Source organism: Stutzerimonas chloritidismutans AW-1 (genome assembly GCF_000495915.1).
GTDB lineage: Bacteria > Pseudomonadota > Gammaproteobacteria > Pseudomonadales > Pseudomonadaceae > Stutzerimonas > Stutzerimonas chloritidismutans.
Map to the genome: position 1 here is coordinate 1 of NZ_AOFQ01000017.1, position 26301 is coordinate 26301.

Below are 26301 nucleotides of genomic sequence, written 5' to 3' on the forward strand. Positions count from 1 at the left end.
GGTTTTCCCCCCCTGCCGTATCGGCGTTTTCCTGCGTCTTGATCTCGTACTCCGCGCGTACCTGCTTGTCGTACTTCTTGCGCGAGTGTTCGTGGAGTTTCTTGTCGGAGTCGGTAGCGACGTAGTCGTCGTCTTCGCGCGCGAAGTTATGAAGCGTGGTGACGTTCCCGCCGTTGCGGTCGACGTCCTTGAACATGGCGGTGGACAGGCCGAACGTGCCGATGACTTGGGAAAGTACCTGCTGCTGGCAGTCGTCGAACAGCTTCTGCAGGCGCTGCTCGCGCGTCATCGTGGTGAGCGTAGGTTCCATGGGAGTTATCTCAGGCGGTCTTGCGCATGATGAAATTACCGAACCAGTCGGCGAAGGAGGGTGCGAGTAGCGTGCGCTGGGGCATGTCGTGAAGTACCTCGATCACCTGCCCGTAATGGCCCTGATCGGCCGGAGCGAGGTCCAGGCACAGATAATCGCCGCCGCCGTCGGAGGCGAAGGGCAGCCATGCCTTGTCCCACCAGGACGCTCTGATGCCGGTATCGGATTCGGGGGTACGCGCGGCGAAGTCACCACCTTCCAGCAGGGCCGTCCAGGCGGACCAGCTCAGCGTGATCTGCCGGCTCGAGAGGAATTCGTAGTCGTCGAACAGCCAGCCGGCCTGCCCACGCTGGCCATCATGGACTTTCAGGCAGGCGGTGAAGTCAGCGGGCAAGGGCTTGCCCAGCAGCTGTTCCAGAGCCGCTATGGCGGTGTCGTCAGCCGGAGGGTTGAGGTCTGCCTGGCGAGCCGGGTCATATGTGGCCAGCCAGGCTTCCAGGTGTTGCCAGAGCTCGTTCATGGTGTTGCCTTGAGGGTCGGCGCCGTCGCTTCGTAGCGACGACGCATCAGTTCCAGTTTGGAGCGGATCTGTGTTTGCCATACCGTCGGTTCGTGAACCTGGATGTTGTCGTTCAGCCCGAAGATCCACCAGAGCGTTTCCTGATCCTGCGGGACCCGAGCGCGCAGGCGCTGCCAGTCGCCCTCGGCAAGTGGTTCCAGGCTCTGGTCGGTGCTCAGCAGGGTTTCCTTGAGGAGCCAGGCGATCTGTGGTGACACGTCCGCTACCAGTTCCACATCGTCTATCAGGGGCGAGGCATTGAGGCCGTTTCGGATGTAATGGTCGACAACGAGGGGCTCGCTGCAATCGGCGGCGACCTCCAGGCATTCAGCCTGCTGAATGCGATGCATCGCGAACTGGCTAAGGTCGCCATAGCCGTCGACGGTGCCTATCAGGTAGCTGATGGAGTGACGGGAAACCAGGCCAGCGGGGTGCAGCAGCAGCTCCTTGCGCTCGGCCTTGCTCCGGCTGAGGTAGGAGACCCTGAGCCGCCGGCGCTCCAGCAGGGCGGTCGACACTTCTCGCCAGACAGCGGCATGCACCTGGGCGGGCAGCAGGGCCTTGTCGTTGGGATGGGCACGCACACGGCGCGCCCAGTGTGCGAGATCGTTCTGGCCGAGGTCTTCCAAGTAATTGCGTGCCTTGTTGAACTGCGGACCCAACAGATTGATGACCGACTGCGGCAGCAAGCTCTTCAGATGACTTTCGGCCAGGACGAGCGCGAGTGCCGTCGACGGCTCCATGTCTCTGAGGTCGAGCGGGGTGTCCTTGGTGTGACTCCAGCGATAACGGCCACTACTTTCATCACTGATCAGCGAGAAGGGGATGGAGAGTCGATTCAGGTCCCGCTGGACGGTGCGCAGATCCACCGAGAATCCACGCTCGTGCAGTTTTTCCAGCAGCGTGGGAGAGGAAACATATCTTGGGTATTCGGGAATCAGGCGCAACAAAGTGAACAACCTGAGTAGCGTATCCTCCGCTTCGGACATGGGTTACTACCTTACATATTTCCTGTAACTGCCAGATACGTGACGCCACGAATATAGCCAGCTTATCCTGCTTGATGGCTACTCGCCATGATTCGTTTCAGCCGATGGTTTCCGCATTCCGCTGGCTTCATCTGGCGGACCACTTGTCCTTCTCCTTGAGCTGACGAAATTCGTCATGAAACGCATAGGCTTTGCGGAGAACTACAACGAGACCGATCATGGCATGAATGTTTTTCATGCTGGATTCCTCTGCTGGGTTTATGGCTGGTTGCGAGCCGAGCGGGTATTGGCAAGTGACAGCTGGCGCGTAGCCGTCATCTCTGACGGCGGGAGCCGGAATCAAGCATGGCGCAGCCGCACGACAGTTCATGTCGTGTTCGCGGGTTCCGTTGTTTGTCGGGCGGGGCGATGGGCTTAACGCGTCGGCGACGTGTGGCGAATATTGCGATCATTCAGGCCCGTTTCGTGACCCAGAAGGCTTTCAAGCCCGGCTTGGTTCGATCGTCGTGGTGAACAAAATCTACCGTCTGGGCGCGCGACCTGACTGGGCCATATGCCAGATCTTCGACCTGTTCGACAACCTCGTCGCCACCGACGAGCCTCGACTTCCCGATCGTCTACGCCAGCCTCCGAACGGCATCGCCGGCATGGATCACGACAACATGGATGCTCATTGCTGACGACGAGGCTGGTTGAAGTGACGCCGAAGTCGATCCGCCTGCGCAAGAAGTACCTCAACGAGAACGACCGCAAGCGCTTCGAGCGTAGCAAGGTCTGACACCGTTGCGAGACCACAGAAAGGCGCCTTCGGGCGCCTTTTTGCTGTCTGGCGATTGCCGGGCCCGGTGCTCCGGTGTGGTGATCGGGACAGTTGTCACACTGGCCGGTGGGCGATTTCAGAAAAATTGTACAAGACCTCTGCAAGCAGTGTATTTGAGCCTGCGATATTTCACTGCGAACACTGGAGCGCTCTTATTCCGCCGCTTTCGGCCGGCAGTTCGTCGATAAAACTTGTACAAGTAATGTCATGGTGACATTATGTTGTACAAGTTTTGCCCCGCTCTGAGTATCGCTCGGAGCATCAACGACTGACTGAATGGCTGCCTCGCAGTCTGGCTAGAGGAGTGTTCGATGAACAAGCAGATGTCGGTATCCATGCGCCTGGGCCTGGGGTTTCTGGTGATCCTGGCGCTTATGGTGGCGGTTGCCGTGGTCAGTGCGCTCAAAGTCGACGTCATCGACCGCAGCATGAGCCAGATCAGCTCGCAGGCCGGCCTGAAGCAACGCTATGCGATCAACTTCCGCGGCAGCGTGCACGATCGTGCGATTGCCGTGCGGGACGCCGTCAGTGCGGCCGATCCGGCGTTCGCCCGTGAGCAGGTGGCGGAGATCGAGCGGCTGGCGCAGCTGTACACCGATTCGGCGCAGCCGATGAAGGCGATGCTTGCGCAGCCCTCCGCCGATGCCGTGGAAAAGCAGCTGATGCTGCAGATCGAGACCATCGAGGCGAAGACCAACGCGCTGACCCAGCAGGTGGTCGAACTGCGCTTCAGCGAGGGCTCGGGGCGCGCCTACGAATTCCTCCTGGAAAACGTCGCCGGGGCCTATAGCGAGTGGCTGCGGCTGATCAATGCGTTCATCGATCACCAGGAAGCGAGCATCAATCAGGACGTGACCGTGGTCCGCGAAACCGCCAGCGGCTTCCTCGCGCTCATCGTCGCGGTGACCGGTGTGGCGGTTCTGCTGGGTGTGGCCATCGCCGTGGTGATCATTCGCAAGCTGCGTTCGACCCTCGGTGCCGAGCCCGACGAGGTGGCGCGCGTGATCGGCAACCTGGCCAATGGCGATCTGGGTCAGCTGATCGTCACGCCATACCCAGACAGCGTCATGGGTGCGACGGCGAAGATGGCCAGCCGGCTGACCTCGATCATCGCCGAGGTGCGCGCGGCCGCCGATGGCGTCGGCGTCGCCTCGGGTGAATTGCGTACCTCATCGGCGAACAGCAATCAGCAGATCCAGCACCAGTCGGCCGAGGCTGAGCAGGTCGCCACGGCGATCAACCAGATGGCCACGACGGTGAACGAGGTGGCGAGCTTCGCCGCCCGTGCCGCGGCTGCGGCGAAGAGCGCCGACGAGCAGGTCGAGACCGGTACGCGGATCGTCGGCGAGACGGCCATCTCCATCCATAACCTGGCCAAGGTGCTGGAGAGCGCGACCGAAACCGTCAACCAGGTCTCGGCGCAAAGCGGCGACATCGAGAAGATCCTGCAGGTCATCACCGCTATCGCCGAGCAGACCAACCTGCTCGCGCTCAACGCCGCCATCGAGGCGGCCCGTGCCGGCGAGCATGGCCGTGGTTTCGCGGTGGTAGCCGACGAGGTGCGCTCGCTGGCCAATCGCACGCAGCTGTCGTCCAGCGAGATCAGCGAGATGATCGCCTCGCTGCAGGCCGGCGCTGGCAGGGCGGTGGAGGTAATGCAGTCGAGCAAGCTGCTGGCTCAGCAGACCGTCGAGCAGACGCTGCAGGCGGAAAATGCGCTGACCAAGATTCGTCAGGAAGTGGGCTCGATCAACGAGATGAACGCGCAGATCGCGACGGCTTCCGAGGAGCAGAGCGCGGTGGCGGAAGAGGTCAACCAGAGCGTCACGCGCATCCACGACTCGACTGTCGCCAGTTCCGCTGCATCGAATCAGGTGGCGTCCTCCAGCCAGGACCTGACCATGCTGGCCGAGGAGCTGAATCGGCGGGTCAACTACTTCCGCGGTTGACGCAGCCCGTTCGCCGAACAAAAAAAGCCCCGACCGCAAGGCCGGGGCTTTTTCATTCCAGGATCACCGTCGCTCAGGTAAAGAACAGCGGCACCACCACGCTGGAGATCAGCAGGATCAGCGCGCCGCCCAGGCGCGAGGATATCTGTGCGAAGGGCATCAGCGACATGCGACGCGCGGCGGACAATACCGCGACATCACCGGTGCCGCCCATGTTGGCCATGCACAGCCCGGCGGTGATCGCCGATTCGATCGGGTAGAAGCCCACCAGTTTGCCTACCAGGCCCGCGCCGAATGCCGCACCGGCGACCACGGCGAAAACGATCAGCACATAGGTCAGCGAGATGGCGTCGATCACCTGACCGAGGTCGGTGAAGGCCACGCCGATGCCGAACAGCAGGGCGAAGGTCCAGTTGCGCGCGACGAAGCGGAACCACTGGGAGGCGGCGTCGTTGATCGACTCGGGCACCAGATTGGTCACCTTGAGCAGCGCCACCAGCACGATCATCAGGGCGTAGGGATGCAGCGGCACGAACTCGCCGAGAATCTGCCCAGCGACGAAGAAGCTCAGCGCCGCGACCAGACCGACGCCCAGCGCCGGCAGGGTGATAGCCCCTTCCTTCTCGTTGACGTCCACGCCGGGCATCATCTGGCCGTTGCCGGTCAGCGATGGATAGCGGTTGCCGAGGCCATTGAGCAGCCCGGCGATGATGATCGCGAAGACGTTGTCCAGCGCCAGGGCCGGCACCAGGATCGAGATGTAGTAGCTGGCCGGCTGGCCGAGCAGCTGCTCGTAGATCTGGCTCATCGGTACCGCGCCGGCGCCCATGCCGCCGCCCATGATGGGCATGGCGATGACCACCACCGCATCCTGCGGCGAGAAACCCAGCAGCGCGCCCACGGCCATGGCGAACAGCGCGGCGAACAGCACCGAGCAGAGCAGCGGCAACGCGTAGCGCGAGCCGACCTTGACCAGCACCTTGGCGTCCATGCCGAGGATGCTGCCAGTGATCAGCGCGGCGATATAGAAGTCGAGAAAGCCGCCGCCCTTCATGAAGCTGGCGACGTCATCGGCCACGGCTGCCGGCAGCCAGCCGAAATAGACCATCGCCGCGGCGCCGAACAGCGCCAGGATCGCGCCGCCGCCGAGGTAGGTCTTGATGATCGGTAGTCGGTCACCGGCGAAGCCAAGCAGCTCGCCGAGCAGCATCATCACCAGCAGCGCGCCGATCATGCCGCTGGGCAGCGTGTCGGTAGCGATGGCGGCGGCCATGACGAGCAAGGCGATGGCGAACAGAGGCAACGGCAGGTTGAAGATGCGTTGGGACAGCAGGGGAATGTTCGGGCTGCCTTCAGGCACGGCAGCGCTCAGCGTGGTCCGATTCATTGTTGTACTCCTTCGAACGTGGCGGCCAGGCGGCGCACGTACGGGTGATGTTTGCGAATGCGCGGTCGGACAACCACGCCGGGGCTACCTTAAGCAGAGATGCTTCGCGGCCAATGTTTGGCGAAGTTAAAAAACCATTACGAAACTAAAAAAAGTGGAGCCGAGCTTGACCCTGGAGCACAGGGCTGGCTCGATCCGGCCCTCTAGCGCGACGCGTCGAGCGTCCGCTCATGCACTGGAGTGATGGCTGTGCGCTTGCGCCTGAATACGCTGATCTCGCTGCTGGTCGCCGTCATGGTGGTGCTGGCGCTGGCGCTCGCCCTCTGGCTGTTCAACGTGCAGCTGCAGGACACCCTCGAAGAGGGGCAGGCTTCGCGGGTGACCAACCTGGCGCAGAGCGTGGCCGCACGCGCCGACGTGCAGCGAGCGCTGGCCAGCCCGGATGTCGACTTCAGTCCCGGTAATCCGCTGCAACGGGACATCGATGGCCTGCGCCAGCGCCTGGGCGTGGACTTCATCGTGGTGATGAACCCGCGCGCCCTGCGCCTGACGCACCCGGAGCCGGCCCGCGTCGGCCAGGCCTTTCGTGGTGACGACGAAGGTCCGGCGCTGGCCGGCGAGACCTATGCCTCGCGTGCCGATGGCAGCCTGGGGCGCAGTATTCGCGGCTTTGCGCCGGTGCTGAACGACGAGGGAGCGGTGCTCGGTGCCGTCTCGGTGGGGGTCACCCTGGCTTCGCTCGGCGAACTGCTCAAGGCTCATCAGCGCGGCGTGGTGCTCGGTGTACTGGCGCTGATGCTGGTCACCGCCCTCGGTGCGCACCTGCTGGCACGCTATATCAAGCGCGTGCTGCTGGGGCTGGAACCCTACGAGATCACTTGGCTGGTGGAGGAGCGTCAGGCGATGCTGGCCTCGGTGCGCGAAGGGGTGCTGGCGGTCGACGACCAGGCGCGCATTACCCTGGTCAATCCCGCCGCCGAGCGCCTGCTGGCCAGCACGGGCCTCGGCAAACCACCGTTGGGCCAGCCGATCGCCGAGTACCTGCCCAACAGTGGCCTGCCCGAGGTGCTGGCCAGCGCAACCGAGCAGCGGGACCGTGAATTCAGCCTCAACGGTCGGGCGATCCTCGCCAATCGTGCGCCGATCCGTCATCAGGGCCGGGTGATCGGTGCCATCGCGACCTTCCGCGACAAGAGCGAAGTCAACGCGCTGGCCGAGCAGCTGACCGGTGTCAGCCGCTATGCCGAAGCGCTGCGGGCGGCGACCCACGAATTCAAGAACAAGCTGCACGTGCTGCTCGGGCTGGCACAGATGGGTGATCTGGATGCCCTGCGCGCCTATCTGCGCGACCTCGCCGATCACCAGCTGGCGCCGGCGACGTCCCTGGTCGAGGGGATCGGTGAGCCGGTGCTGGCGGGCTTTCTGCTCGGCAAGCAGAGCGAGGCCCGCGAGCGCGGCATCCTCTTTCAGGTGGATGTCGAGCACCCGGTGCCTGCCGCCGCGCCCGAGCAGATCCATGGCCTGGTGACCATCCTCGGCAACCTGCTGGAAAACGCCTTCGAAGCGGTGGCCGAAGAGGACGAGCGACGGGTCAACCTGACGCTGGACTACGACGAAGCGCTGCTCTCGCTGCACGTGCAGGACAGCGGTGGCGGAATCGAAGCCGCAGTGCGCGAGCAGATCTTCCAGCGCGGCGTATCCACCAAGGGCGAGCGACGTGGCATCGGCCTGGCCGCGGTGCAGGAGCAGGTCGAGGCCTGGGGCGGTAGCCTGGCGGTGTATTCCGAGGCCGGTCGTGGCAGCCTGTTCGAGGTTGAATTGCCCTATCGGAGCGCCGCGGGAGACGTCGAATCATGAAAGCAGTCATGCGCGTGCTGATCGTCGAGGACGACCCGATGGTCATGCGCCTGAACGTCGATTACCTGGCCCGGCTCGAGGGCGTCGAGCTGGTCGGCCAGTGCGAGAGCGTGCCGGCCGCGCTCGTATTGCTGGAGCGCGAGGCGGTGGACCTGCTGCTGCTCGACGTCTACCTGCGCAATCGCTCCGGGCTGGAGGTGCTGCGCCATCTGCGCGCGCAGGACCGCAACACCGATGCCGTGCTGATCACCGCCGCTTCGGAGATCGAGACCGTGCGCGCGGCGCAACGCCTCGGCGCGCGGGATTACCTGGTCAAGCCGTTCAGTTTCGAGCGCTTCCGCGATGCGGTCGAGGCCTGCCGCCGTGCCCGCGAGGCGCTGTCCCGCCTGCCGGATCAGCTCGGTCAGGGCGATATCGACCGCCTGTTCAGCCAAGCGCCCGCCACCGACCTGCGCCGCCCCGGCGACCTGCCCAAGGGGCTGACACCTGCATCGCTGGCGCAGGTGGCGCAGGCGATCCTGGCGCTGGACGAGGACAGCTTCACCAGCGAAACCCTGCTGCCCGCCACCGGCATGTCGCGCGTCTCGGTGCGCAAATACCTCAAGCACCTGAACGACATGCAGCTATTGGAGGAGTCCTTTCACTACGGGCAAATCGGCCGGCCCTCGTTTCGCTATCGCTGCCTGGACCGCGCCGCGTTGCTGCGGCTGGTGCAGGGCTAGGGACGCGTGCCCGCTGCAGAGGACGGCCCGTGCAGCGCGCCGATGATCTCGCCAAGCAGCCGGTGCAGCGCGTCGCGATGCCCCATGGCACCGCTGGAGGGCTGCTGGGTGTTGGAGGTCATCACCACCGTCATCTCGAGGCCCGGCACCACGTAGACCATCTGTCCGCCATAACCCCAGCCATAGCGCACCGCCTCTCCGCCCAGCTCGGTGATGAACCAGCCATAGCCGTAGCCGTGCCCGGTGTAGCGCGAGCGGGTGCGGGGTGTCCAGGACGCTTCTATCCAGTCCTGCGACAGCAATCGCTCGCCGGATGCGCTGAGCCCACCGCGGCGGTAGAGCTCGCCGAAGGCCAGCAGCGAGCGTGGCGTCATCGCCATCTCGTTGCCGCCCAGGTAGATGCCCTGCGGGTCGCGCGTCCAGGCGCTGATGGCGAAGCCGTCGAGTGGCGCCAGCCACTGTCGCGCCAGCTGCAATGTGGATTTGCCGGTGCGGCGCGTAAGGATTGCCGAGAGCAGATGGCTGGAGCCCGTCGAATAGATCATCGCCGTGCCGGGGTCGGCCTCGAACGGTCGTGCCAGTGCCGCACGAACCCAGTTGCGACTCGCCACCCAGGCGCCATAGTTGCGCCCGGAGGTCGATCCGAGCCCGGCCTGCATGCTCAGCAGATTGCCAACCGTCACCTGCTGCAGACGTGGATCGGGCTTGCTCGGCAGGTCGCTTTTCAGCAGACCGGCGATGGGTTGTTCGACGCTCTCGATGACGCCCTTGTCGATAGCGATGCCGACCAGTGCGGAAATCACCGATTTGGACGCGGATTTGATGTTGCTCGGCGTGGTCGTGCGATGCCCGCGGTAACCGCGCTCGGCAAGGATCTCGCCACGCTGGGCGATGATCAGGGTGTGCAGCTGCTCCAGGCGCTCGGCCTGCTCGAGTACGGCGGTCAGCCGGGTATCGGCGACTGCCAGGGGGCAGAGAAGAAACAGCATCGCCAGGCAGAGTGCGCGGCGAGGGCGGGGGCTCGATGGGTGCAGGAGGCGCAGGGCAAGTGAGTGCATGCAGGGTTCGACCCTGGCCTGGCGCCACCGTGCAGTCCGGGAGCCGGGCGGCGGTCCGGCTCTCGGATGCCGAGCGAGGTTACTGGCGAATCCAGGTCTGCGTACGGCCCAGCGCCTCGATGCCGATGTAGCCGCGGACCTCCAGCTTGTCGCCGCCTTCGACCAGCCTGGCCTTTGCGCGGTAGGTTTTGCCCTTGGCCGGGTCGAGGATGGTGCCGTCGCTCCAGGCCTGTTCGCCGTCCGGCTTGAGGTCCCAGAGAATGGTCATGCCGGTGATGGGCTGATCCTTGCGCTCGCCGTCGCATTCGCTGCAGACCGGGTTCGGTCCGTGATCCGATTTCAGGATTTCGGCGACCTCGCCGCTCAGCGTGCCGTCAGCGGCCTGCTGGATTTCGACGATGGACTTGGGCTTGCCGGTTTCGTCGTCGATGGTCTGCCAGCGGCCGGCAGGCGATTCGGCGGCAAAAGCCAGTGAAGAGAGCGAGAGTGGCAGGGCCAGCAGCAGGGCATTGAAAAGAGGACGCATGGTGTCTCCAGTGATGGAAAAGGCAGCGCCGACTCTAGCACCGGGCATTTGCCTGCACTTGCCCTGGCCGGCTGACCGGTCGGTTCTCGTCGCTTTCGTCATCCTCAGTCGTCCTGATCGCGGGATGGCTGGCGCCCGATCGCGGCCGCCAACGCCAGTGCCACGACCGAGCTGTGTGCGGCGTTGGTGCCGTGGTTGGCTCCCGGAAACAGCTGGAATTCGCTGTGCAGGCCGTGGCTGGACAGCCGCTGGAGACGGTCGACCAGATCCCGGGCATTGCCGACCATGCGCCGCTCGGCCATATGGCGCTGGCGCGGGTCGTCCATGGCGGCATCCGCCGCCGGCTGTTCGGCACCGCCAGCGGTGACCAGCAGGCGCGCATCGACGGGCTGGCCTGCGAGACGCCGTTCGAACGCTTCGAGCGTGCGTTCGACATAGCCCTTGTACCACCAGATCGACGGACTGGCGGCCACATAGCCCTGAAATGCCTGCGGCTTGGTGAGCAGAGTGTAGAGGGTGAACAGGCCGCCGTAGGAATGGCCGAACAGGGTCTGCCGTCGGGCGTCGACCGGGTAGCGCTGGGCGATTAGCGGTTTGAGTTCGTCCTCGATAAAGGCCAGAAAGTCATCGGCACCGCCCGATAGCGGCGGTTCGCGGCCCGGCAGGCGCTGGCGATCCTCGGCTTTGGGCGTGTAATCCTCGGCACGCGCCTTGAAGTCGTACAGGGCCTCGCCGGGGTAGCCGATGCCAACCACCAGTACCGAATCGCGAAGATTAGGGTCGGGCCGATCCTCCAGCGCCTGGGCCTGGATCGCCAGCCCCGGAAACAGGGCGTTGCCATCCAGCACATAGAGCACCGGATAGCCATCCGGCGGGGGCGCGTGTCGCGGCGCAGAGACGAAGATGCGGTAGTCCTTGCCAGTGCGTTGCGAATGCAGGTCACGCTGGCTGCTGTGCGGTAGCTGAACTGGCTGCCAGCCGGCTTCTTCCCCGGCGTGTGCCTGTACGGCGGCAAGTCCCAGACTGGCGAGCACGGCGAGCAGGGCGCCTTTCATGGCTCGACCTGCCTGCGGCTTGGCGGTAGCGGCCCGTCCAGCCAGTTCACCTTCAGTGCTTCCTCGCCGGAAAAGCGGTGGAGGTGGTCGTCGATGACGAAGCGCAGGCGCTTTTCCGCCTCGCCGGCCTCGGCCTGGCAGTCGATCAGCAGTCGCTCGTCATCGGCGAGCATCCGGCACTGGCCGAAGGCGAATTCGACCTGTGCCTGACGTTCATCCAGCTGGACTTCGGCCTTGTGCGCGAAGTGTTTGCACAGCCGCATCATGTTGCGTGACGCGCGGGGTGTCGCCACCTGGGCGTGAAACTGGGGCATGGTGATCTCCGGAAGTCAGCCGCCGACGCCTACGGGCGCAGGCGGCCAGGTGGATCAGAACTCGTAGCGGGCGCCCACCGTGAAACTGCGCGACGGGCCGTAGAAGTTGAAGGTGCCGACGCTGCCAACCCGCGAAACGTATTTGCGGTCGAGCAGGTTGTTCACGTCGAATGTGCCGGTCAGCTTGTCGGTGATCGGGTAGGACAGCTTGGCATCCACCACTGCATATCCCGGTGCGCTGAGGCGCGGGCTGCCGGCGCGTTCGATGTAGTAGTCGCTCATCGCGGTCACGCCACCACCGATCCCCAGGCCGCGCAGGGCACCGCCGGGCAGGGTGTACTTGGTCCACAGCGAGGCCTGGTGCTGGGGCATCAGCGCGAAGAGCGCGTTGTCGTCACCGGCCAGGTTCTCGGTTTTCATGTAGGTGTAGCCGGCCAGCACTTCCCAGTCGGAGGTCAGGTTGCCGCTGATTTCCAGTTCGCCACCTCGGATGCGGGTCTTGCCGGTGGCCTCGTAGACGCCGCTGATCGGCGCGCCGCTGTCATCGATGGCGCCGGCCGCGCGGTTCTCGTCGGTGAGCTGGAAGGCGGTGATGCGCGCGTTCAGGTCGCCGCCGAAATAGCTGCCCTTGATGCCGACCTCGTACTGCTCGCCTTCGCGCGGGTCGATGATGCGGCCGTCGGCACCGGCCTCGCTCTGCGGCTTGAAGACCTGCGAGTAGCTGGCGTAGAGGGAGTGCTGGTCATCCAGATCGAACACCAGGCCGCCGTAGGGCGTGACATAGCCGGACTCGCGCACATCCTGCGTGGCGCTGCTGTTCTCGCCTTCGAAGCTGCTGACCCGCGCACCACCGATCAGCGCCAGGCGCTGGATCGGGCGGAAGGTCAGCTTGGCGTAGAGGCCGGCTTCGCGCTCGTCGGTTTCGGTCGGTGTGCCGAAGGTGACGTTCGGCTTGCTGGTGTCGCCCGGCTGGTAGCTGGCGACGTCGATGGCGCCGAGATTGCCGCGGGCGTCCGCGTACTCGGTCTCGTAGCGTTTGAAATCGCTGCCGATGACGAACTCGCTGACCTGCCCGAGCAGCTCGAACGGCTGGCTGTAGTTGGCATCGACGGCGAGGGTGTCCTGCTCCAGATCGCGGGCGGTGTAGGCCAGGCTGGTCGCGCCACTGTTGACGTTGCGCGCGGTGAAGGCATAGAGGTAATCGGTCGCGCGCCTGGAGCCGCGCACCGCCACGCGACCGTAGCCGCCATTGTCGAAGCGATGGGTCAGCTCGGCGACGACGTCGGTGCCGCGGCTGTCGAAATCCCCCCAGTCGGCGCCCAGGTAGGTCGAGCGGCTGAAGTCTTCCAGGCTGCCGTCGATGGCGGCCGGATAGCCGTTGTGCGGGAGGATGTCCTTGGTCTGGTGGATCAGCCCGAAAGACATGACGGTGGCGTCGGACAGGTCGATGTCCAGTGCGCCATAGAAGCTCTCGCTGGTGTTGGCGTTGTAGTCGACCTCGCCGTTGGTTTCGGCGCGGGAGATGACCGTACGGCCGCGCACGCGCCCCTGCTCGTCGAGCGGGCCGGACAGGTCGGCTTCCAGGTAATTGGTGTCCCAGCTGCCGTAGCGTCCGGTCAGGCTGCCCTGGAACTCGCGAGTCGGGCGCTTGCGCACCATGTTGACGATGCCGCCCATCTCGCTGGTGCTGTTGAACAGCCCGGACGGCCCGCGCATGACCTCGACCCGATCGAACGGCGACAGCGACGGCAGCGTACCGTTGATGCTTGCCATCGGCGCGGGCAGGCCATCGATGTTGAATTCGTCGTACTCGTAGCCGCGCGCATAGATCGACGAGCGCCCGCTGTCGTTGCTCAGGGTGCGCAGGCCGGTTGAGTACTTGGCCAGGTCATCCAGGTTCACGAACTGGCGGTCGCGGATGTAATCGCTGGTGTACACGCTGATCGACTGCGGAATGTCGCGCAGTTCGGCCGGCGTCTTGGTGCCGACGGTGGCGGCCGGCACGGTGTAGCCGCCGCTTTGCTCCGAAGACGGCATGTCGTACAGGCGGTTGCCTTCGACGGTGATGCTCTCCAGCTGCACCGGTTCGGCCTGAGCGGCGACACTCTGCGCCAGGGCGCTCAACGGAAACGGGGCGAGCAGGCCGGCGAGCAGCAATGGTCTGAGGCTTGAGGTGCGGAGAATTCTGTCCATGGGCGGCTCCTGTCGCAGCGGCGGCGACGTGTTGGCAAACGTTCGCGCTACTTAATGATAATGATTTGCATCAAAAGATGTCGGCGCGTAGTCTGCCACCCAGCCGCTTCGCGAACCTTTGCGGGGCCGAACATTTGCTTTGCAATCCCGTCAGTTCGAGGCGCAGCGCCGCATGAATCAAGCCGATCACATCATTCGTGGCGATGAGTTGCCGGCCATGAGCAGGCCGGGGCTGCGCCTGCCCAACGAGGATGACGACCGCCTGCTCTACGGCCGGGTGAAGTGGGCGCAGCTGCGGGATGGCCTGTCGCTGCACTGGTCCGATTGCGAAGAGCTGCAGGATTTCGTCACCGAAAACGTGGTTGGTCCGCGGGTATCGTTCGTGCTCTTTCTGCAGGGCCAGAGCCGGGTCAGCTATGGCGATCTGTCGCTGACGCTCGGTCAGTCGGCGTCGCAGCGAGCCCCCGAGGGCGTGGCGGTTTCGATGAACGAGCCCGTGCTGTTCCGCCGCCAGGCGCGCCGCGGCAGTCATATCCGCAAGCTGGTGGTGAGCCTGACGCCGGACTGGTTCGAAGGGCGCGGGGAGGGTGTCGGCTCGAGCGATGGCGCGATCCGCCGCTTCATGGATAGCCACCTGACGCCGCGCATCTGGAAGCCATCGGCGCGGCTGCTGACCCTGGCCGAGCAGATGCTCAACCCGCCCGGCTACGACACGCTGCTTCAGGGCCTGTACCTGGAAAGCCGCGCACTGGACATCGCCTGCGAAGCACTGATCAGCCTGGGTGATGGCTCGGCGTCGGCGGAACAGAGCCTGCGCCCGCAGGAGTACCGCCGTCTGCAACGCCTCCTCGCGCTCCTCGACAGCGGTGAGGCCGACGACTGGACGCTGGAGCACATCGCCCGGGACGTGGGTGTCAATGCCACCACGCTGCAGCGGCAGTTTCGCCTGTTCAAGGGCATGACCGTGTTCGAGTACCAGCGTGCCCGCCGGCTGCAACTGGCGCGGGAGGCATTGGAGCGTGAAGGTGCCAGCGTCAACGAGGCCGCCTGGCGCGCCGGCTACAACAGTCCGGCCAACTTCGCCACGGCGTTCAAACGCCAGTTCGGCATCAGCCCGCGGCAGGTGCGGGCGCGGCTTTGAATGCTCGGAAGGTGTGCCGTAAGACTTTTGCCCGCGGCCACATCTCGCGGCTGCTTGTTAAGCCGCCACCGCCGCGCCATGCTCGCCACCGGTATTCAAAGGAGCGATTCGATGAAACAGGGATTGTTGGCTACGGTGCTGCTGGCTGTGTTGGCGACACAGGCGCAGGCCGGTTTCCAGAAAGACAGGGAGGCGTTCGACAGGCGCCAGGCCGAGCTCGACCAGCGTTGCGAGTCGGCCCGGGAGGCGAAGCTGGCGCCGCTGCGCGAAGCGGCGTTTCAGGACTGCATGAGAACGACCCGCAACAGTCGCGCCGAGACCGAATGTCGGCGCAAGACCGCCGGTGAAAACGGCAACCGGGCCGGCGGTGCGCCTCGCTTCTATGACTTGCCTGCCTGCGTAGAGGCGTTCGAGCACAAGCGACAGCGGCCCTGAGCGGGAACCGCGGGCGTGACGCGTAACGCGTGATATAGCCCGGCTGACGGTTGAACAAGCTGGCCCGGCGATCTACGCCATGTGAGCGGCGCCTCCTCCCCCACATTCCCGCCCCCACCGGGCTCGCCATACGTCGGAGAGCTGTGGACGGGCACGCCCATCTGCTCAAGTGTGATGGGCTGGCGCCGAGAAAGGGGGTATCTGATTGATTCTAGTGGCCTGCCCCCGATGCCGGCATCCCTCCGAGGACACTGCATGCGTTCGTCCTGGCTCCGCGATCTGAGCGTCGCCCTTGTCCTGCTAGTGTCCGGGGTCTGTAGCGCGCTCACCTATGCCCATGCAATCACCGCGGTCACCGAAGAGCTGCCGCCCTACAACATGACCGTCGATGGCGAGCTGACCGGCATGGGCACCGAGGTGGTGAAGGCGGTGCTGGAGGAGGCCAGCGAGGACGTGCGCATCCGTTCCATGCCCTGGGCCCGTGCCTATGACATCGCCTTGAACAACGAGAACGTGCTGATCTATTCCATCGCTCGCACGCCGCAGCGCGAACCGTTGTTCAAGTGGGTCGGGGTGATCGCGCCGACCCGCTGGTTCCTGTTCTCGCTGCCCGGCACCAAGTTCGATCTGAAAACCCTGGACGATGCCCGGCAATACCAGATCGCCACGGTCAAGGCGATGTCGGCGAGCAGTACCTGATCGACAAGGGCTTCGCCGTCGGCCGCAACCTGCAGTCGAGCAACAAGTACGAGCACAACTACCAGAAGCTCAAGGCGGGGCGGGTGGATCTGTGGATATCCAACGAGCTCAACGCCCATTACCTGGTGCGCCAGGCCAGTGGTGATCCGAACGAGGCGGCGGTGCCGCAGCTGAGCCTGGACGACCTTGGCGGTGCGGATGGCCTGTGCATGGCGTTCAGTCGCGACACGCCGGATGAAGTCGTTGAGCGCTTCCGCCAGGCGCTGGCTCGCGTGCGGGCCGATGGGCGCTACGACGCGATTGTCGCGAAATGGCTGAAATGAACGACGACTCAACCACCACGATCAGCGAGCCGGTGCCGCGGCCGGTGGGTTCGCTCGGCCGCCGGCTGGTGCTGGCCACACTCGGTTTCTGCCTGCTGTTCACCCTCGCCACCGTCGGGCTGCGGACCTGGACCGCCTGGCAGAACAACCTGGCGGAGATGAACGCCGAGTTGGCGCTGATCGATCAGGTGTTCCGCAGCACCCTGTCCAAGGCGATCTGGGAAATGGACAGTGATTCCCTGCATTCGCAGCTCGACAGCGTGGTGCAGGCCGCGCCCATCGGCCGCGTCGAGCTGCGGATCATCCGCGCCGGCCGCGAGCCGGAACTGGTTCAGCGGCAACGCGGTGAGCAGCCGGCCAAGCACCGCGCGCCGCGCCTGCAGCATCAGTTGAGCTACGAACCCTACGCCGGCGCCAGTGAGACGGTGGGCGAGCTGGTGCTCGAAGGCAATGAAGAACTGCTCTGGGAGCGCATGCTTGCTGAGGTCTACGACATCGTCATCACCCAGGTCATCCAGTCGCTGTTGCTGGCCGGGCTGATCATGTGGATGTTCAACCGCACGGTCACCCTGCATGTGCGGCGCATTGCCCGTCACCTGACGCGGCTGACGCCGGACAATCTCGATCGCAGCCTGCGCCTTGATCGTTCACCGAAGCGGCACGACGAGCTGAGCCTGCTGGAAGGCGGCGTCAACAGCCTGCAGGCGAAGCTCTCGGCCTATCTCGAGCGCCAGCACCAGGATGAACTGGCCCTGGCCGCGCACCGGGACCGCCTTGCCGAGCTGGTCGAGGAGCGCACGGCCGAACTGCGCGCCGCCAATGTGCAACTGGAAGAGCTGTCGCGCAGCGATCCGCTTACCGGACTGGCCAACCGGCGCCAGTTCGACGAGATCAAGGAAGTCGAATTCCGCCGTGCCCTGCGTCAGGACCAGCCGTTGGCGGTGCTGATGTGCGACGTGGATTTCTTCAAGCGCTACAACGACCACTACGGTCACGCCCAGGGCGACCAGTGCCTGCGAATGGTCGCCGACACGTTGCAGTCCGTATTCGCCCGCGCCGGCGAGGTGGTCGCGCGGCTTGGCGGCGAGGAATTCGTCGTGCTGCTGCCCAGCGTCGATGCCGAGGCCGCGCGGCGGGCGGCGGTGCGCCTGCAGCAACGCCTGGCCGAGCGCGAGTTGCCCCACGAGGCTTCCGCCGTTTCACCCTACGTGACCTTCAGCATCGGCCTGGCCGTGCTCGATCCGGACACCATGGACCAATTCGACCAACTGCTGCACCGCGCGGACGAGGCCCTCTACCGGGCCAAGACCCACGGGCGCAACGGCATTTCCGCCTGATCGCATGAGGACTGCATGATGCATCCGTTTGCCTGGACCGCTTTCTTCCTTGCGTTGCTCGGCACCACCACGGCCTACGCCGGTCCGCTGCGCGTGGTGACCGAAGACACCGCCTACAGCTACCTGGAGAACGGCAAGGTAGCCGGCACGGCGAGCCGGGTCGTCGAGGCCACCCTGCAGCGCGCCGGCCTCAACGACTACCAGGTCAGTCTCTACCCGTGGGCGCGGGCGTATGACATGGCCCTGCGCGAGCCCGGCGTACTGATCTACCTAATCGCACGCACCTCCGAACGCGAAGCGCTGTTCCGCTGGGTCGGCGAGATCATGCGCATCGACTACCACTTCTACAAACTCAGCGGGCGGGGCGATATCCGGGTGCCGGACCTGGAGGCGGCCAAGGCCTACCGGATCGGCGTCATGCGCGACGACGTCCGGCACCAGTACCTGCAGGCCAACGGCTTCAGCAAGATCGTGGTGAGTGCGCACAACAGCGACAACTTCAAGCGCCTGGTCAACGGCCAGGTCGACCTGGTGCCGATGCCCGAGCACGACATGCTCGCACTGTGCGCCGAGGCCGGCGTCGACCCGGCCACGGTCGAGAAGGTCTTCAGCCCGCACACCTCGACGCAGCTCTACATGGCCTACAGCCGCCAGACCGACGACGACACCGTGCTGCGCACCCAGGCCGCCTTCGAGCACCTGCAGGCCGAAGGCGAGGTGGCGCGGATCATGGCGGGGCAGCCGTGAACTGACCTGATGACGCGGTCTGGCGGTAACCGTTCCAGGCGGCCGAGAGGGGCTCGGCGAACCTTGGTTCCGTCGCAGTAACGGTGTTTTCCGCGTATGCAGAACCATTGATTCGCCCCCCTTTTCCTCCCAGCAGCGCCCAGCTGACTCGCGGGGCCACCAAGCTGGCCGGCACAGCAAGTCGTCATTCCACGCCACCCCGCTAGACTGGCTTCGTCTCCATGAAAACAAGAAGAACGAATGAGTAGCACCGACGGCATACCTCTGGATACCTGGCGCGCCAGCGCTCGCGAGTTCGATTTTCGCGGCAAGCGCATCCGCTACTGGACGGCCGGCGAAGGTGAGCCGCTGCTGCTGATCCATGGATTTCCCACTGCCAGCTGGGACTGGCACAAGGTCTGGCAGCCACTTGCGGTGCGCTATCGGCTGATTGCCTGCGACATGCTCGGCTTCGGCTATTCGGCCAAGCCGCGCGGGCACGCTTACAGCCTGATCGAGCAGGCCGATCTGCAGCAGGCACTACTGGCGGAGCTGGGTATCGACGGCGCGATTCATGTGCTGGCGCATGACTATGGCGACAGCGTCGCTCAGGAGCTGCTGGCGCGGCATTGCGAAGGGCGCATCGCGCTGACCAGCTGCGTGTTCCTTAATGGCGGGCTGTTCCCGGAAACCCATCATCCGGTACGGGTGCAGAAACTGCTGCTCGGGCCGTTCGGCTTCCTGCTGGGCAGGCTGTTCTCGCGGCGTACGCTCGGGGCGACCTTCGGCAGGGTGTTCGGTGCGCAGACGCAGCCGAGCGACACCGAGCTGGACGATTACTGGCGGCTGATCGCGGAGAGCGACGGACCGGCGGTGATGCACCGGCTGATCCGCTACATGCCCGAGCGGGTCAGACAACGCGAGCGCTGGGTCACGGCCATGCAGCGCTGCAATGTTCCGTTGCGGGTGGTCGACGGTGCGGCCGATCCCATCTCTGGTGCACACATGGTGGCGCGCTACCGCGAGCTGATGCCGACGCCCGACACCGTGCTGCTGGAGGGCATCGGTCACTACCCACAGGTCGAGGCGCCGCAGCGGGTGCTCGAACACTACTTCGACTTTCGTGCGCGCCTTGCCTCTGTAGACCGCGGCTGTTGAGCCGGCGGCACGCTAGCCTGTTCGGTGGTGCATCCGCGTGGGAGTGGCTCCAAGGGCTATAGGCCTTGCTGAATGAGGACCTGGGGAGGTCGCCCGGCCGGTTATTCCCGTCAGATACCGTTTGAATCCAGCAACTTCAGGGTTCCGGCATCCAGACGCAAGAAGCCCCGCTGGCATCAGCCAAACGGGGCTTTCTCGTTACCCTGCGCGAGCTGCCTCAGGCAGCGCCGCGCGGTGTCGGTGATGTAATCACTGCTGCATCATCGCGATCACACGGTTACGCAGTTCCGGGTCGGTCTGCACGGCTTCGTTGATGGCGTTATATTCGTCGATGCTGATGTCCTTTTCCTCGATCACGCCGAGCATTTTCTCGTTGGCCTGCTGCTGAAGCTCACGGGCCTTGTCGGCGTCTTCGGTCTTTTGCAGCTTGCCGGTGAATTCCTCGCGGATCTCCATGATCTCGCCAAGTGATTCGGCGAAGTTCTCCAGTTTCTTTTCACTGAACTGCTGCGCCTGTGCGCCGGCGGCTGGCTGGGCGGTGGGTGCCGGGTTGGCTGATTGCGCCGATGCAAGGGGGGCGGCCAGGCCGAGGAACAGCGAGAAGATTCCGGCGAAGGCGAGACGAGCGTTGTGCTGGGTCATGTTCATTCCTGCTTCGGTTAAAGACGTATTCGTCATTGCAGCAGCTGTGCCAGTTTTGGGCCGGTGTGTCTAATTGCTTGTTATTAAAATGGTTTTGCTTTTCGTCGGGGCAGGGTGGACCGGCAAATAGGGCGTCTGTAGTGTGCCCATATGACACATGTATCAATCTGGCAGCGACCCTCCAGCCTGCGCGGCGCACTCCTGCTCAAGGTTGTCGTGCCGCTGATGGCGATCATGTTCGGCTTCAGTTCGGTGGTGCTGTGGACGGTCGAGCGCAACAGCGAGCGACGCTTGCAGGCGGAGGTCGAGCTGGTGGCGCGGGCGGTACGTCTGCCGCTCAGTGCCAGCCTGGAGAAGAATCATGAGCGCACCCTGCAGCAGGTTCTCGAATCGGTGCTCGGCGTCGGCCGCGTCTATGGCGCCTATGTCTACGATCGCGACGGCAAGCTCGCGGCCTATGCCGGCGCGGTGGAGCCGGATCAGGACGAGTCGGCGATTCAGCAGCTCACCGCGGGCGGCGAGCTGACCGGCACCTATCAGCGCATCAATGGCCGCCCGGTTTATTCCTATTTCGTCCCGCTGGAGGAAAGTGGCGGGCAGATCAACGGCCTGTTGCAGGTAACGCGGCGCTGGGGCGATTTCGAGCAGGACATTCGCCGTCTACGCCTGATTGCGGCCGGGATGGGCGGCTTGCTGGCCGGGGTGGCGCTGGTGGTGATCCTGCTCGGCCATCGCTCAGCAGTGGGCAAGCATCTGCAACAGTTGGCGCGAAGCATGGCGCGGGTCGCGGCCGGTGAGCGCGAGCATCGTGCACCGCATAGCGGACCGCAGGAGATCGTCGTGCTGTCCGGCGCGTTGAATCAGATGCTCGACAGCATTTCCGCCGCCGAACGGCAGGTGGCCGAGCAGCAGGCCCGCGAAGAGCAGCTGCAGGCACGCCTGCGCCAGAGTCAGCAACTGGCGGCGGTCGGTCGGTTGGCGGCCGGGGTGGCGCACGAGCTGGGCAGCCCGCTCAGCGTGATCGATGGCAAGGCGCAGCGCGTGTTGCGCGACGACGAGCTGGGCGAAAGCCACCGCCGCGCGCTGTTGCAGATCCGCCAGCAGGTGGCGCGACTCAGTGCCATCGTCCGTCAGCTGCTGGATTTCGGTCGTGCCGCCGGTTCGCCCCCGCGCAAGGTTCCCGCCGAGGTGCTGGCGCATTCGGCAGCCGCGGCGGTGGCCGATGAGCTGGCCGCGCTGCAGGTTCGCCTGGAGCTGCAGGCGCCGGGGCAGACGCTTTGTTGCCGTGTCGACCCGCCGCGTTTCGAGCAGGCGCTGACCAATCTGCTACGCAATGCCGCCCAGGCCAGCCCTGGCGGATTGGTGCGCCTGCGCTGGTGGCGCGATGCTGCCGAACTGCTGTTGCAGGTCGAGGACGATGGCCCGGGCATTGCCGAGTCGAACCGCGCGGCGCTGTTCGAGCCGTTCTTCACCACCAAGCCGGTGGGTGAAGGCTGCGGGCTGGGACTGGCAGTGGCCCATGGCGTGGTCAGCGAGTGTGGCGGACGTATCGAACTGGTCGACGGCGGCCTGCCGGGCGCGGCCTTCCGTATCGCATTGCCATTGATCGACGAGGAGGTCGAGCATGACTGAAGTGACGCAGGAGCGAGTGCTGCTGGTCGAGGACGACGACAGCCTGCGCCAGCTGCTGGTCGAGGAGCTGGAAGACCGCGGCCTGCAGGTGCGTGCGCTGGCCAGTGCGGAGGAGGCGGTCGGCTCGCTGGAAAGCTGGGAGCCGGCGCTGGTGGTCAGCGATTTGCGCCTGCCCGGTGCCGATGGCATGGCGCTGTTGCGACGGGTCAGGACGATGCAGGCGGCGCCGGCATTCCTGGTGATCACCGCGTTCGCCAGCATTCAGCAGGCGGTAGCGGCGCTCAAGGAAGGCGCCGACGAGTTCCTTACCAAGCCGCTGGACCTCGAGCACTTCGGCCTGGCGGTGGCCCGCGCGCTGGAGACGCGACGCCTGCGCGACGAGGTGCGGCGCTTCCAGCAGCTGCTCAGCGACGACCGCTTCCACGGCATGCTCGGCCGTAGCCGGGTGATGCGCGGCTTGTTCGACCAGATCCGCCAGCTTGCCCGCGCCGAGGGGCCGGTGCTGGTGATCGGCGAGAGCGGCACCGGCAAGGAGCTGGTTGCCCGCGCCGTGCATGCGGAAAGCGAACGTGCCAGAGGGCCATTCCTTGCGATCAACTGCGCCGGGCTGCCGGCCGAATTGCTGGAAAGCGAATTCTTCGGCCATGTCTCTGGCGCCTTCACCGGCGCCAACCGCGCGCACAAGGGACTTTTCCAGCAGGCCGACGGCGGCACGCTGTTTCTCGACGAGATCGGCGAGATGCCGCTGCCGCTGCAGGCCAAGCTCCTGCGCGTGCTGCAGGAGGGCACGATCCGCCCGGTGGGTGCCGAGCGCGAGCTGAGCGTTGATGTGCGCATCATCGCGGCGAGCAACCGCCCGCTGGAAACCGAGGCCGGCCGTGAGGCCTTCCGCGAGGACCTGTTCTTCCGTCTGGAGACCTTCATCCTGCAGGTGCCGCCGCTGCGGGATCGCGAGGAGGACCTCGAACTGCTGGCTGCCGGCTTCGTCGCCCACTTTGCCGCGCGCAGCGGGCGGCCGGTGCGCGGCATCGCGCCGGCGGCACTGGCGCAGCTGCGACGCTATCCGTTCCCGGGCAACGTGCGCGAACTGCAGAACGCCATCGAGCGTGCGGTGACCTTCTGCCACGGGCGCAGCATCGAGCTGGAACACCTGCCCAGCCGCATCGCCGACTATCGTGATGACAAGGCGCGCAGTGCCGGCGCCGAACTGCTCACTCAGCTCAGCGATGGCCCGCTGCTACCAACTCTGGAGGAGCTGGAGCTGCGTTATATCGAGCATGTGCTAAAGCTGGTGGACGGCAACAAGCGCCGCGCCGCGGCCCTGCTCGGCATCGGTCGGCGCACGTTGTACCGTCGCCTCGGCGAGCGTGAAGACGGTTGATCGGACTCGCCGCAGGGCGCCCGAAAGCGCACACTGCCGGCCTTTTCTCAGTGAGGAGCGAACATGCTCAATAACGACGTCCTGCGCAGCCTGCGCTACACCCTCAAGGCCAGTGATGCACAGATGGCTGAAATTGCCGCCCTGGGTGGCTGCACGGTTGACGAGGCCGAGGTTCGCGCCTGGCTCAGCCGCGAGGACGAGGACGGCTATCAGGAATGCCCCGACGAGGCGATGGCGCGTTTTCTCGACGGGCTGATCTACTTCAAGCGCGGCAAGGACGAAAGCCGTCCGGCACCGCCGCTGGAGCTGCCGGTCAGCAACAACCAGACCCTGAAAAAGCTGCGGGTGGCCTTCGAACTGCGCGACGAAGACCTGCAGGCGATCCTGCATGCCGCCGACCTGCAGCTGTCGAAATCCGAACTCGGCGCACTGTTCCGCAAGCCCGGCCACAGCAACTACCGCGCCTGCGGCGATCAGCTGCTGCGCAATTTCCTCAAGGGCCTTTCGCTGCGCCAGGGTTGATCCACACCGCACGGCACCTCAAGTGGTAAATGGCCAGGCGGCCGCTACGCTGAAGCAGGCAGCTAGCCGCATGCCCGGTGCGCAGCTCGTCGCCGGGAACGCCATAACAACAAGATGACCGCCCCACGCGGCGGTGCCCTGAGGTGCGTGCCATGAAGATTCCCTGCCTGACCCTGAGCGCCTTGCTCGCGATGAGCTGTGCCGCTGCGATTGCGGCACCGACCAGTGATGAAGCACTGGAGCGCATGCGCTCGATGAAGACCACCGGCCAGTCGCTTGACATGAAGACCATCCCCCAGGATGGACCCACCGCCGACGCCATCCGCGACAACCTCAAGCGCATCAAGCTGCCGGAGGGTTTTCGCATTGATCTCTACGCCATAGTTCCGGATGCCCGTCATATGGCGGTTGGGCCTTCCAGCGGGGTCGTGTTCGTCGGCACCCGCAAGACCGATCTGTGGACGGTCACCGACCGCACCAAGAACCGCACGGCCGATGAAGTGAAGCGCTTCGCTCCGGCGATTTCCTTCACCCAGCCCGGCCCCTGCTTCAGCCCGGACGGCTTCCTCTTCGTCGCCGAGCACAACCGCGTGCTGGTGTTCCCGGCCGCTGAATTCTTCTATGAGGGGCCGGACGTGGCGGCGGACATCGTGGTCCCGACCGGCGAGCTGATCCCCAAGGACGAGGAGAGCTACAACCACGGCGCGCGGGTCTGTGCCGTGGGCCCGGACAACAAGCTCACCATCTCCCTCGGCCAGCCGCACAACGTGCCACCCAAGGACAAGCTCGACCTGTACGCCAAGCACGGCATCGGCGGCATCGTGCGCATGGAGCGCGACGGCAGCAAGCGCGAGGTCTATGCCACCGGTGTGCGCAACTCCGTGGGCATCACCTATAACCCGACCAGCACGGAGCTGTGGTTTACCGACAACCAGGTCGACGGCATGGGCGACGATACGCCGCCGGGCGAAATCAACCATGCGCCAAGGGCAGGCATGCGCTTCGGCATGCCCTGGTATGGCGGTGGTCAGGTGCGCACCAACGAATATGCCGACGAGACCCCGCCGGATGGCCTGACCCCGCCGGTGGTGGAAACTACCGCCCACGCCGCCGACATGGGCCTCATGTTCTATACCGGCAAGCAGTTTCCCGAGCAGTACCGCGGCGGGCTGTTCAGCGCCCAGCGCGGCAGCTGGAACCGCACCGTGCCGGCTGGTGCGCGGGTGATGTTCACGCCGTTCGAGGCCGATGGCAGCGGTCCGTCCGGCGATACGGTGCCCTTCGCCGAAGGCTGGCTGGATGAGGAAACCGGCGAGTACTACGGCCGCATCGTCGATGTCGCGCAGCTCAAGGACGGCTCGCTGCTGGTCAGCGACGACACCGCCGGGGCCATCTACCGCATCTCCTACCAGGGCAACTGAGCCGCTGCGCCGGGCTGCCGTTCGCGGTAGCCGGCGCCATTCGAGGATTTCTGCATGTCGATGGATCTCAAGCGGTGGCTGTCCCTGGTGCTGGCATTGCTGGTGGGCAGCGCCTGCCTTCCGGCGCTGGCGGCCGATCTGACCGCTGCCAAGGCCAAGGCCAAGATGTGCGCCGCGTGCCACGGCATCGATGGCATCGCCACGGTCGCCGATGCACCGAACCTGGCCGGCAACGGCGAGCTGTACCTGGCGCGCCAGCTGCAGGCCTTCCGCTCCGGTGAGCGCAAGCATCCGCAGATGAGCGTCATCGCCTCCGGACTGAGCGACGAGGATATCGCCGCGGTCACGGCCTGGTATTCGGCGATCAAGGTCAGTGTCGAATTGCCGGAGTGAGCCGCCCGCTCTGAACATTTGCCGCTCGGCCCGGGCCTAAGCCCTGACGAATCCAGAGAGCACACCCATGACCTTTTCCATCATCGCCCGCTGCCCGCGCACCGGTCAGTTCGGCGTGGCCGCGGCCACGGCGATGCCCGCGGTGGGCAAGTTGTTGACCCACGCGGCGGCCCATGTCGGGGCGGTGGCGACCCAGGCACAGATCAATCCGTACCTCGGTATTGATGGCCTGCGCTTCCTGCGCCAGTTCAGCCCGGCGGCGGAGGTGCTGGAGCGGCTGCAGCGCACCGACCCCTGTATGGAGCTGCGCCAGTGCGCGGTGATCGACAGCAAGGGCCGCACGGCCTGCTGGACCGGGGAGAAGTGCCTGCCCTGGGCCGGCTCGATCGCCGGCGAGCAGTTCTGTGTGCAGGGTAACCGGCTCAAGGGGCGCGAGGTGCTGGAGGCCGCCTGCGAAGCCTATGAGCGCAGCGCACACCTGCCGCTGGTGGAGCGTTTGATGGAGGCGATCGCCGCCGGCGATGCCCAGGGCGGCGATCGCCATGGCGAGTCATCGGCAACGGTGTATGTGGTCGATAACGAGGAATACCCGCTGTGGGATATCCGTGTCGACCATCATCCCGACCCGTTCGCCGAGCTGCGCCGGCTGCACGATGTGTTCGTGCGCGACGTGGTGCCGGAAATCCTCGCCATGTCGACGCGCGCCAATCCTGCCGGGGCAGCCGGCGAGGAGACCATCTGAACTGCGGTCT

The 26301-nt window shown here is 65.3% G+C and carries 23 protein-coding genes and 3 pseudogenes; 16 read left to right on the forward strand and 10 right to left on the reverse strand.

Translation table 11 applies throughout. The annotated features are described in order from the left end of the window. From F753_RS0124710 to F753_RS30745, 3 genes and pseudogenes are all read right to left on the reverse strand, one after another. A pseudogene (locus F753_RS0124710) lies at positions 1 to 310 on the reverse strand (hypothetical protein); the annotation flags it as partial. A gap of 10 nt (positions 311 to 320) precedes the next feature. Next, a complete protein-coding gene (locus F753_RS30740; RefSeq protein ID WP_023444484.1) occupies positions 321 to 830 on the reverse strand; it encodes an SMI1/KNR4 family protein in 510 nt (169 codons plus the stop codon). Beyond that, positions 827 to 1858, reverse strand: coding sequence for a helix-turn-helix transcriptional regulator (locus F753_RS30745; RefSeq protein WP_023444485.1), 1032 nt, complete (start codon positions 1856 to 1858; stop codon positions 827 to 829). The genes F753_RS30740 and F753_RS30745 overlap by 4 nt, the downstream gene beginning before the upstream one ends. 453 nt (positions 1859 to 2311) lie before the next feature. Here F753_RS30745 and F753_RS48935 point away from each other — a divergent pair. Beyond that, a pseudogene (locus F753_RS48935) lies at positions 2312 to 2526 on the forward strand (translational GTPase TypA); the annotation flags it as partial. Positions 2527 to 2989: 463 nt separating this feature from the next. After that, on the forward strand, positions 2990 to 4627 hold the full coding sequence (locus F753_RS30750; protein ID WP_023444489.1) for a methyl-accepting chemotaxis protein: 1638 nt from the start codon (positions 2990 to 2992) through the stop codon (positions 4625 to 4627). Between the two features lie 73 nt (positions 4628 to 4700). On the opposite strand, the gene F753_RS30755 is transcribed toward F753_RS30750, so the two are convergent. Next, positions 4701 to 6014 (reverse strand): 2-hydroxycarboxylate transporter family protein, encoded by a 1314-nt coding sequence (locus tag F753_RS30755; RefSeq protein WP_023444490.1) that lies wholly within the window; start codon positions 6012 to 6014, stop codon positions 4701 to 4703. A 249-nt stretch (positions 6015 to 6263) separates the two neighbouring features. Here F753_RS30755 and dcuS point away from each other — a divergent pair, with 249 nt between their 5' ends. Both dcuS and F753_RS30765 read left to right on the forward strand, forming a co-directional pair. After that, on the forward strand, positions 6264 to 7871 hold the full coding sequence (gene dcuS, locus F753_RS30760; protein WP_041207162.1) for a DcuS/MalK family sensor histidine kinase: 1608 nt from the start codon (positions 6264 to 6266) through the stop codon (positions 7869 to 7871). After that, positions 7868 to 8593 (forward strand): response regulator, encoded by a 726-nt coding sequence (locus F753_RS30765; RefSeq protein WP_031297343.1) that lies wholly within the window; start codon positions 7868 to 7870, stop codon positions 8591 to 8593. Before dcuS ends, F753_RS30765 begins: the two co-directional genes overlap by 4 nt. Here the strand turns inward: F753_RS30765 and F753_RS30770 are convergent. From F753_RS30770 to F753_RS30790, 5 genes are all read right to left on the reverse strand, one after another. Next, positions 8590 to 9651, reverse strand: coding sequence for a serine hydrolase domain-containing protein (locus F753_RS30770; protein WP_245218623.1), 1062 nt, complete (start codon positions 9649 to 9651; stop codon positions 8590 to 8592). The two genes, F753_RS30765 and F753_RS30770, sit on opposite strands and share 4 nt — an antisense overlap. A gap of 79 nt (positions 9652 to 9730) precedes the next feature. Beyond that, complete coding sequence (locus tag F753_RS30775) at positions 9731 to 10177, reverse strand: DUF2147 domain-containing protein (RefSeq protein WP_023444494.1); 447 nt, start codon at positions 10175 to 10177, stop codon at positions 9731 to 9733. Between the two features lie 104 nt (positions 10178 to 10281). Next, on the reverse strand, positions 10282 to 11232 hold the full coding sequence (locus F753_RS30780) for an alpha/beta hydrolase (protein ID WP_023444495.1): 951 nt from the start codon (positions 11230 to 11232) through the stop codon (positions 10282 to 10284). Then, positions 11229 to 11546: a DUF2218 domain-containing protein gene (locus F753_RS30785; protein WP_023444496.1), complete on the reverse strand. Its 318-nt coding sequence runs from the start codon at positions 11544 to 11546 to the stop codon at positions 11229 to 11231. Before F753_RS30785 ends, F753_RS30780 begins: the two co-directional genes overlap by 4 nt. Positions 11547 to 11600: 54 nt before the next feature. Further along, positions 11601 to 13739, reverse strand: a complete 2139-nt coding sequence (locus F753_RS30790; RefSeq protein WP_023444497.1) for a TonB-dependent siderophore receptor — start codon at positions 13737 to 13739, stop codon at positions 11601 to 11603. A gap of 172 nt (positions 13740 to 13911) precedes the next feature. On the opposite strand from F753_RS30790, the gene F753_RS30795 reads away from it, so the two are divergent. The 6 genes and pseudogenes from F753_RS30795 to F753_RS30815 all read left to right on the forward strand — a co-directional run bounded on the left by F753_RS30795 (position 13912) and on the right by F753_RS30815 (position 19558). Then, positions 13912 to 14880: a helix-turn-helix transcriptional regulator gene (locus F753_RS30795; RefSeq protein WP_031297344.1), complete on the forward strand. Its 969-nt coding sequence runs from the start codon at positions 13912 to 13914 to the stop codon at positions 14878 to 14880. A 111-nt stretch (positions 14881 to 14991) separates the two neighbouring features. Further along, entirely contained in the window at positions 14992 to 15315 is a 324-nt protein-coding gene (locus F753_RS0124715; RefSeq protein ID WP_014821890.1) for a hypothetical protein, read from the forward strand. Between the two features lie 255 nt (positions 15316 to 15570). Then, positions 15571 to 16337: pseudogene (locus F753_RS30800) on the forward strand (substrate-binding periplasmic protein). Then, positions 16334 to 17674 carry a GGDEF domain-containing protein gene (locus F753_RS30805; RefSeq protein ID WP_023444501.1) on the forward strand — a complete coding sequence of 447 codons (1341 nt, stop codon included), beginning with the start codon at positions 16334 to 16336 and terminating at the stop codon, positions 17672 to 17674. The pseudogene F753_RS30800 and the gene F753_RS30805 overlap by 4 nt, the downstream one beginning before the upstream one ends. Before the next feature lie 15 nt (positions 17675 to 17689). Beyond that, positions 17690 to 18421: a substrate-binding periplasmic protein gene (locus tag F753_RS30810; protein WP_023444502.1), complete on the forward strand. Its 732-nt coding sequence runs from the start codon at positions 17690 to 17692 to the stop codon at positions 18419 to 18421. Positions 18422 to 18661: 240 nt separating this feature from the next. Beyond that, complete coding sequence (locus F753_RS30815) at positions 18662 to 19558, forward strand: alpha/beta fold hydrolase (RefSeq protein ID WP_023444503.1); 897 nt, start codon at positions 18662 to 18664, stop codon at positions 19556 to 19558. Between the two features lie 249 nt (positions 19559 to 19807). Here the strand turns inward: F753_RS30815 and F753_RS30820 are convergent, their stop codons facing one another. Continuing rightward, positions 19808 to 20200: a DUF4168 domain-containing protein gene (locus F753_RS30820; RefSeq protein ID WP_023444504.1), complete on the reverse strand. Its 393-nt coding sequence runs from the start codon at positions 20198 to 20200 to the stop codon at positions 19808 to 19810. Positions 20201 to 20350: 150 nt separating this feature from the next. Between F753_RS30820 and F753_RS30825 the strand changes: the two genes are divergently transcribed. From F753_RS30825 to F753_RS30850, 6 genes are all read left to right on the forward strand, one after another. Further along, positions 20351 to 21832 (forward strand): ATP-binding protein, encoded by a 1482-nt coding sequence (locus F753_RS30825; protein ID WP_023444505.1) that lies wholly within the window; start codon positions 20351 to 20353, stop codon positions 21830 to 21832. Continuing rightward, positions 21825 to 23213, forward strand: a complete 1389-nt coding sequence (locus tag F753_RS30830) for a sigma-54-dependent transcriptional regulator (RefSeq protein WP_023444506.1) — start codon at positions 21825 to 21827, stop codon at positions 23211 to 23213. The genes F753_RS30825 and F753_RS30830 overlap by 8 nt, the downstream gene beginning before the upstream one ends. 63 nt (positions 23214 to 23276) lie before the next feature. Beyond that, entirely contained in the window at positions 23277 to 23735 is a 459-nt protein-coding gene (locus F753_RS30835) for a YehS family protein (RefSeq protein ID WP_023444507.1), read from the forward strand. A 152-nt stretch (positions 23736 to 23887) separates the two neighbouring features. Further along, positions 23888 to 25156 (forward strand): PQQ-dependent sugar dehydrogenase, encoded by a 1269-nt coding sequence (locus tag F753_RS30840; RefSeq protein ID WP_023444508.1) that lies wholly within the window; start codon positions 23888 to 23890, stop codon positions 25154 to 25156. Positions 25157 to 25210: 54 nt separating this feature from the next. Next, positions 25211 to 25549 (forward strand): c-type cytochrome, encoded by a 339-nt coding sequence (locus tag F753_RS30845; protein WP_023444509.1) that lies wholly within the window; start codon positions 25211 to 25213, stop codon positions 25547 to 25549. A gap of 67 nt (positions 25550 to 25616) precedes the next feature. Next, positions 25617 to 26291 carry a DUF1028 domain-containing protein gene (locus F753_RS30850; protein ID WP_023444510.1) on the forward strand — a complete coding sequence of 225 codons (675 nt, stop codon included), beginning with the start codon at positions 25617 to 25619 and terminating at the stop codon, positions 26289 to 26291. The last annotated feature ends 10 nt before the right edge of the window (positions 26292 to 26301 follow it).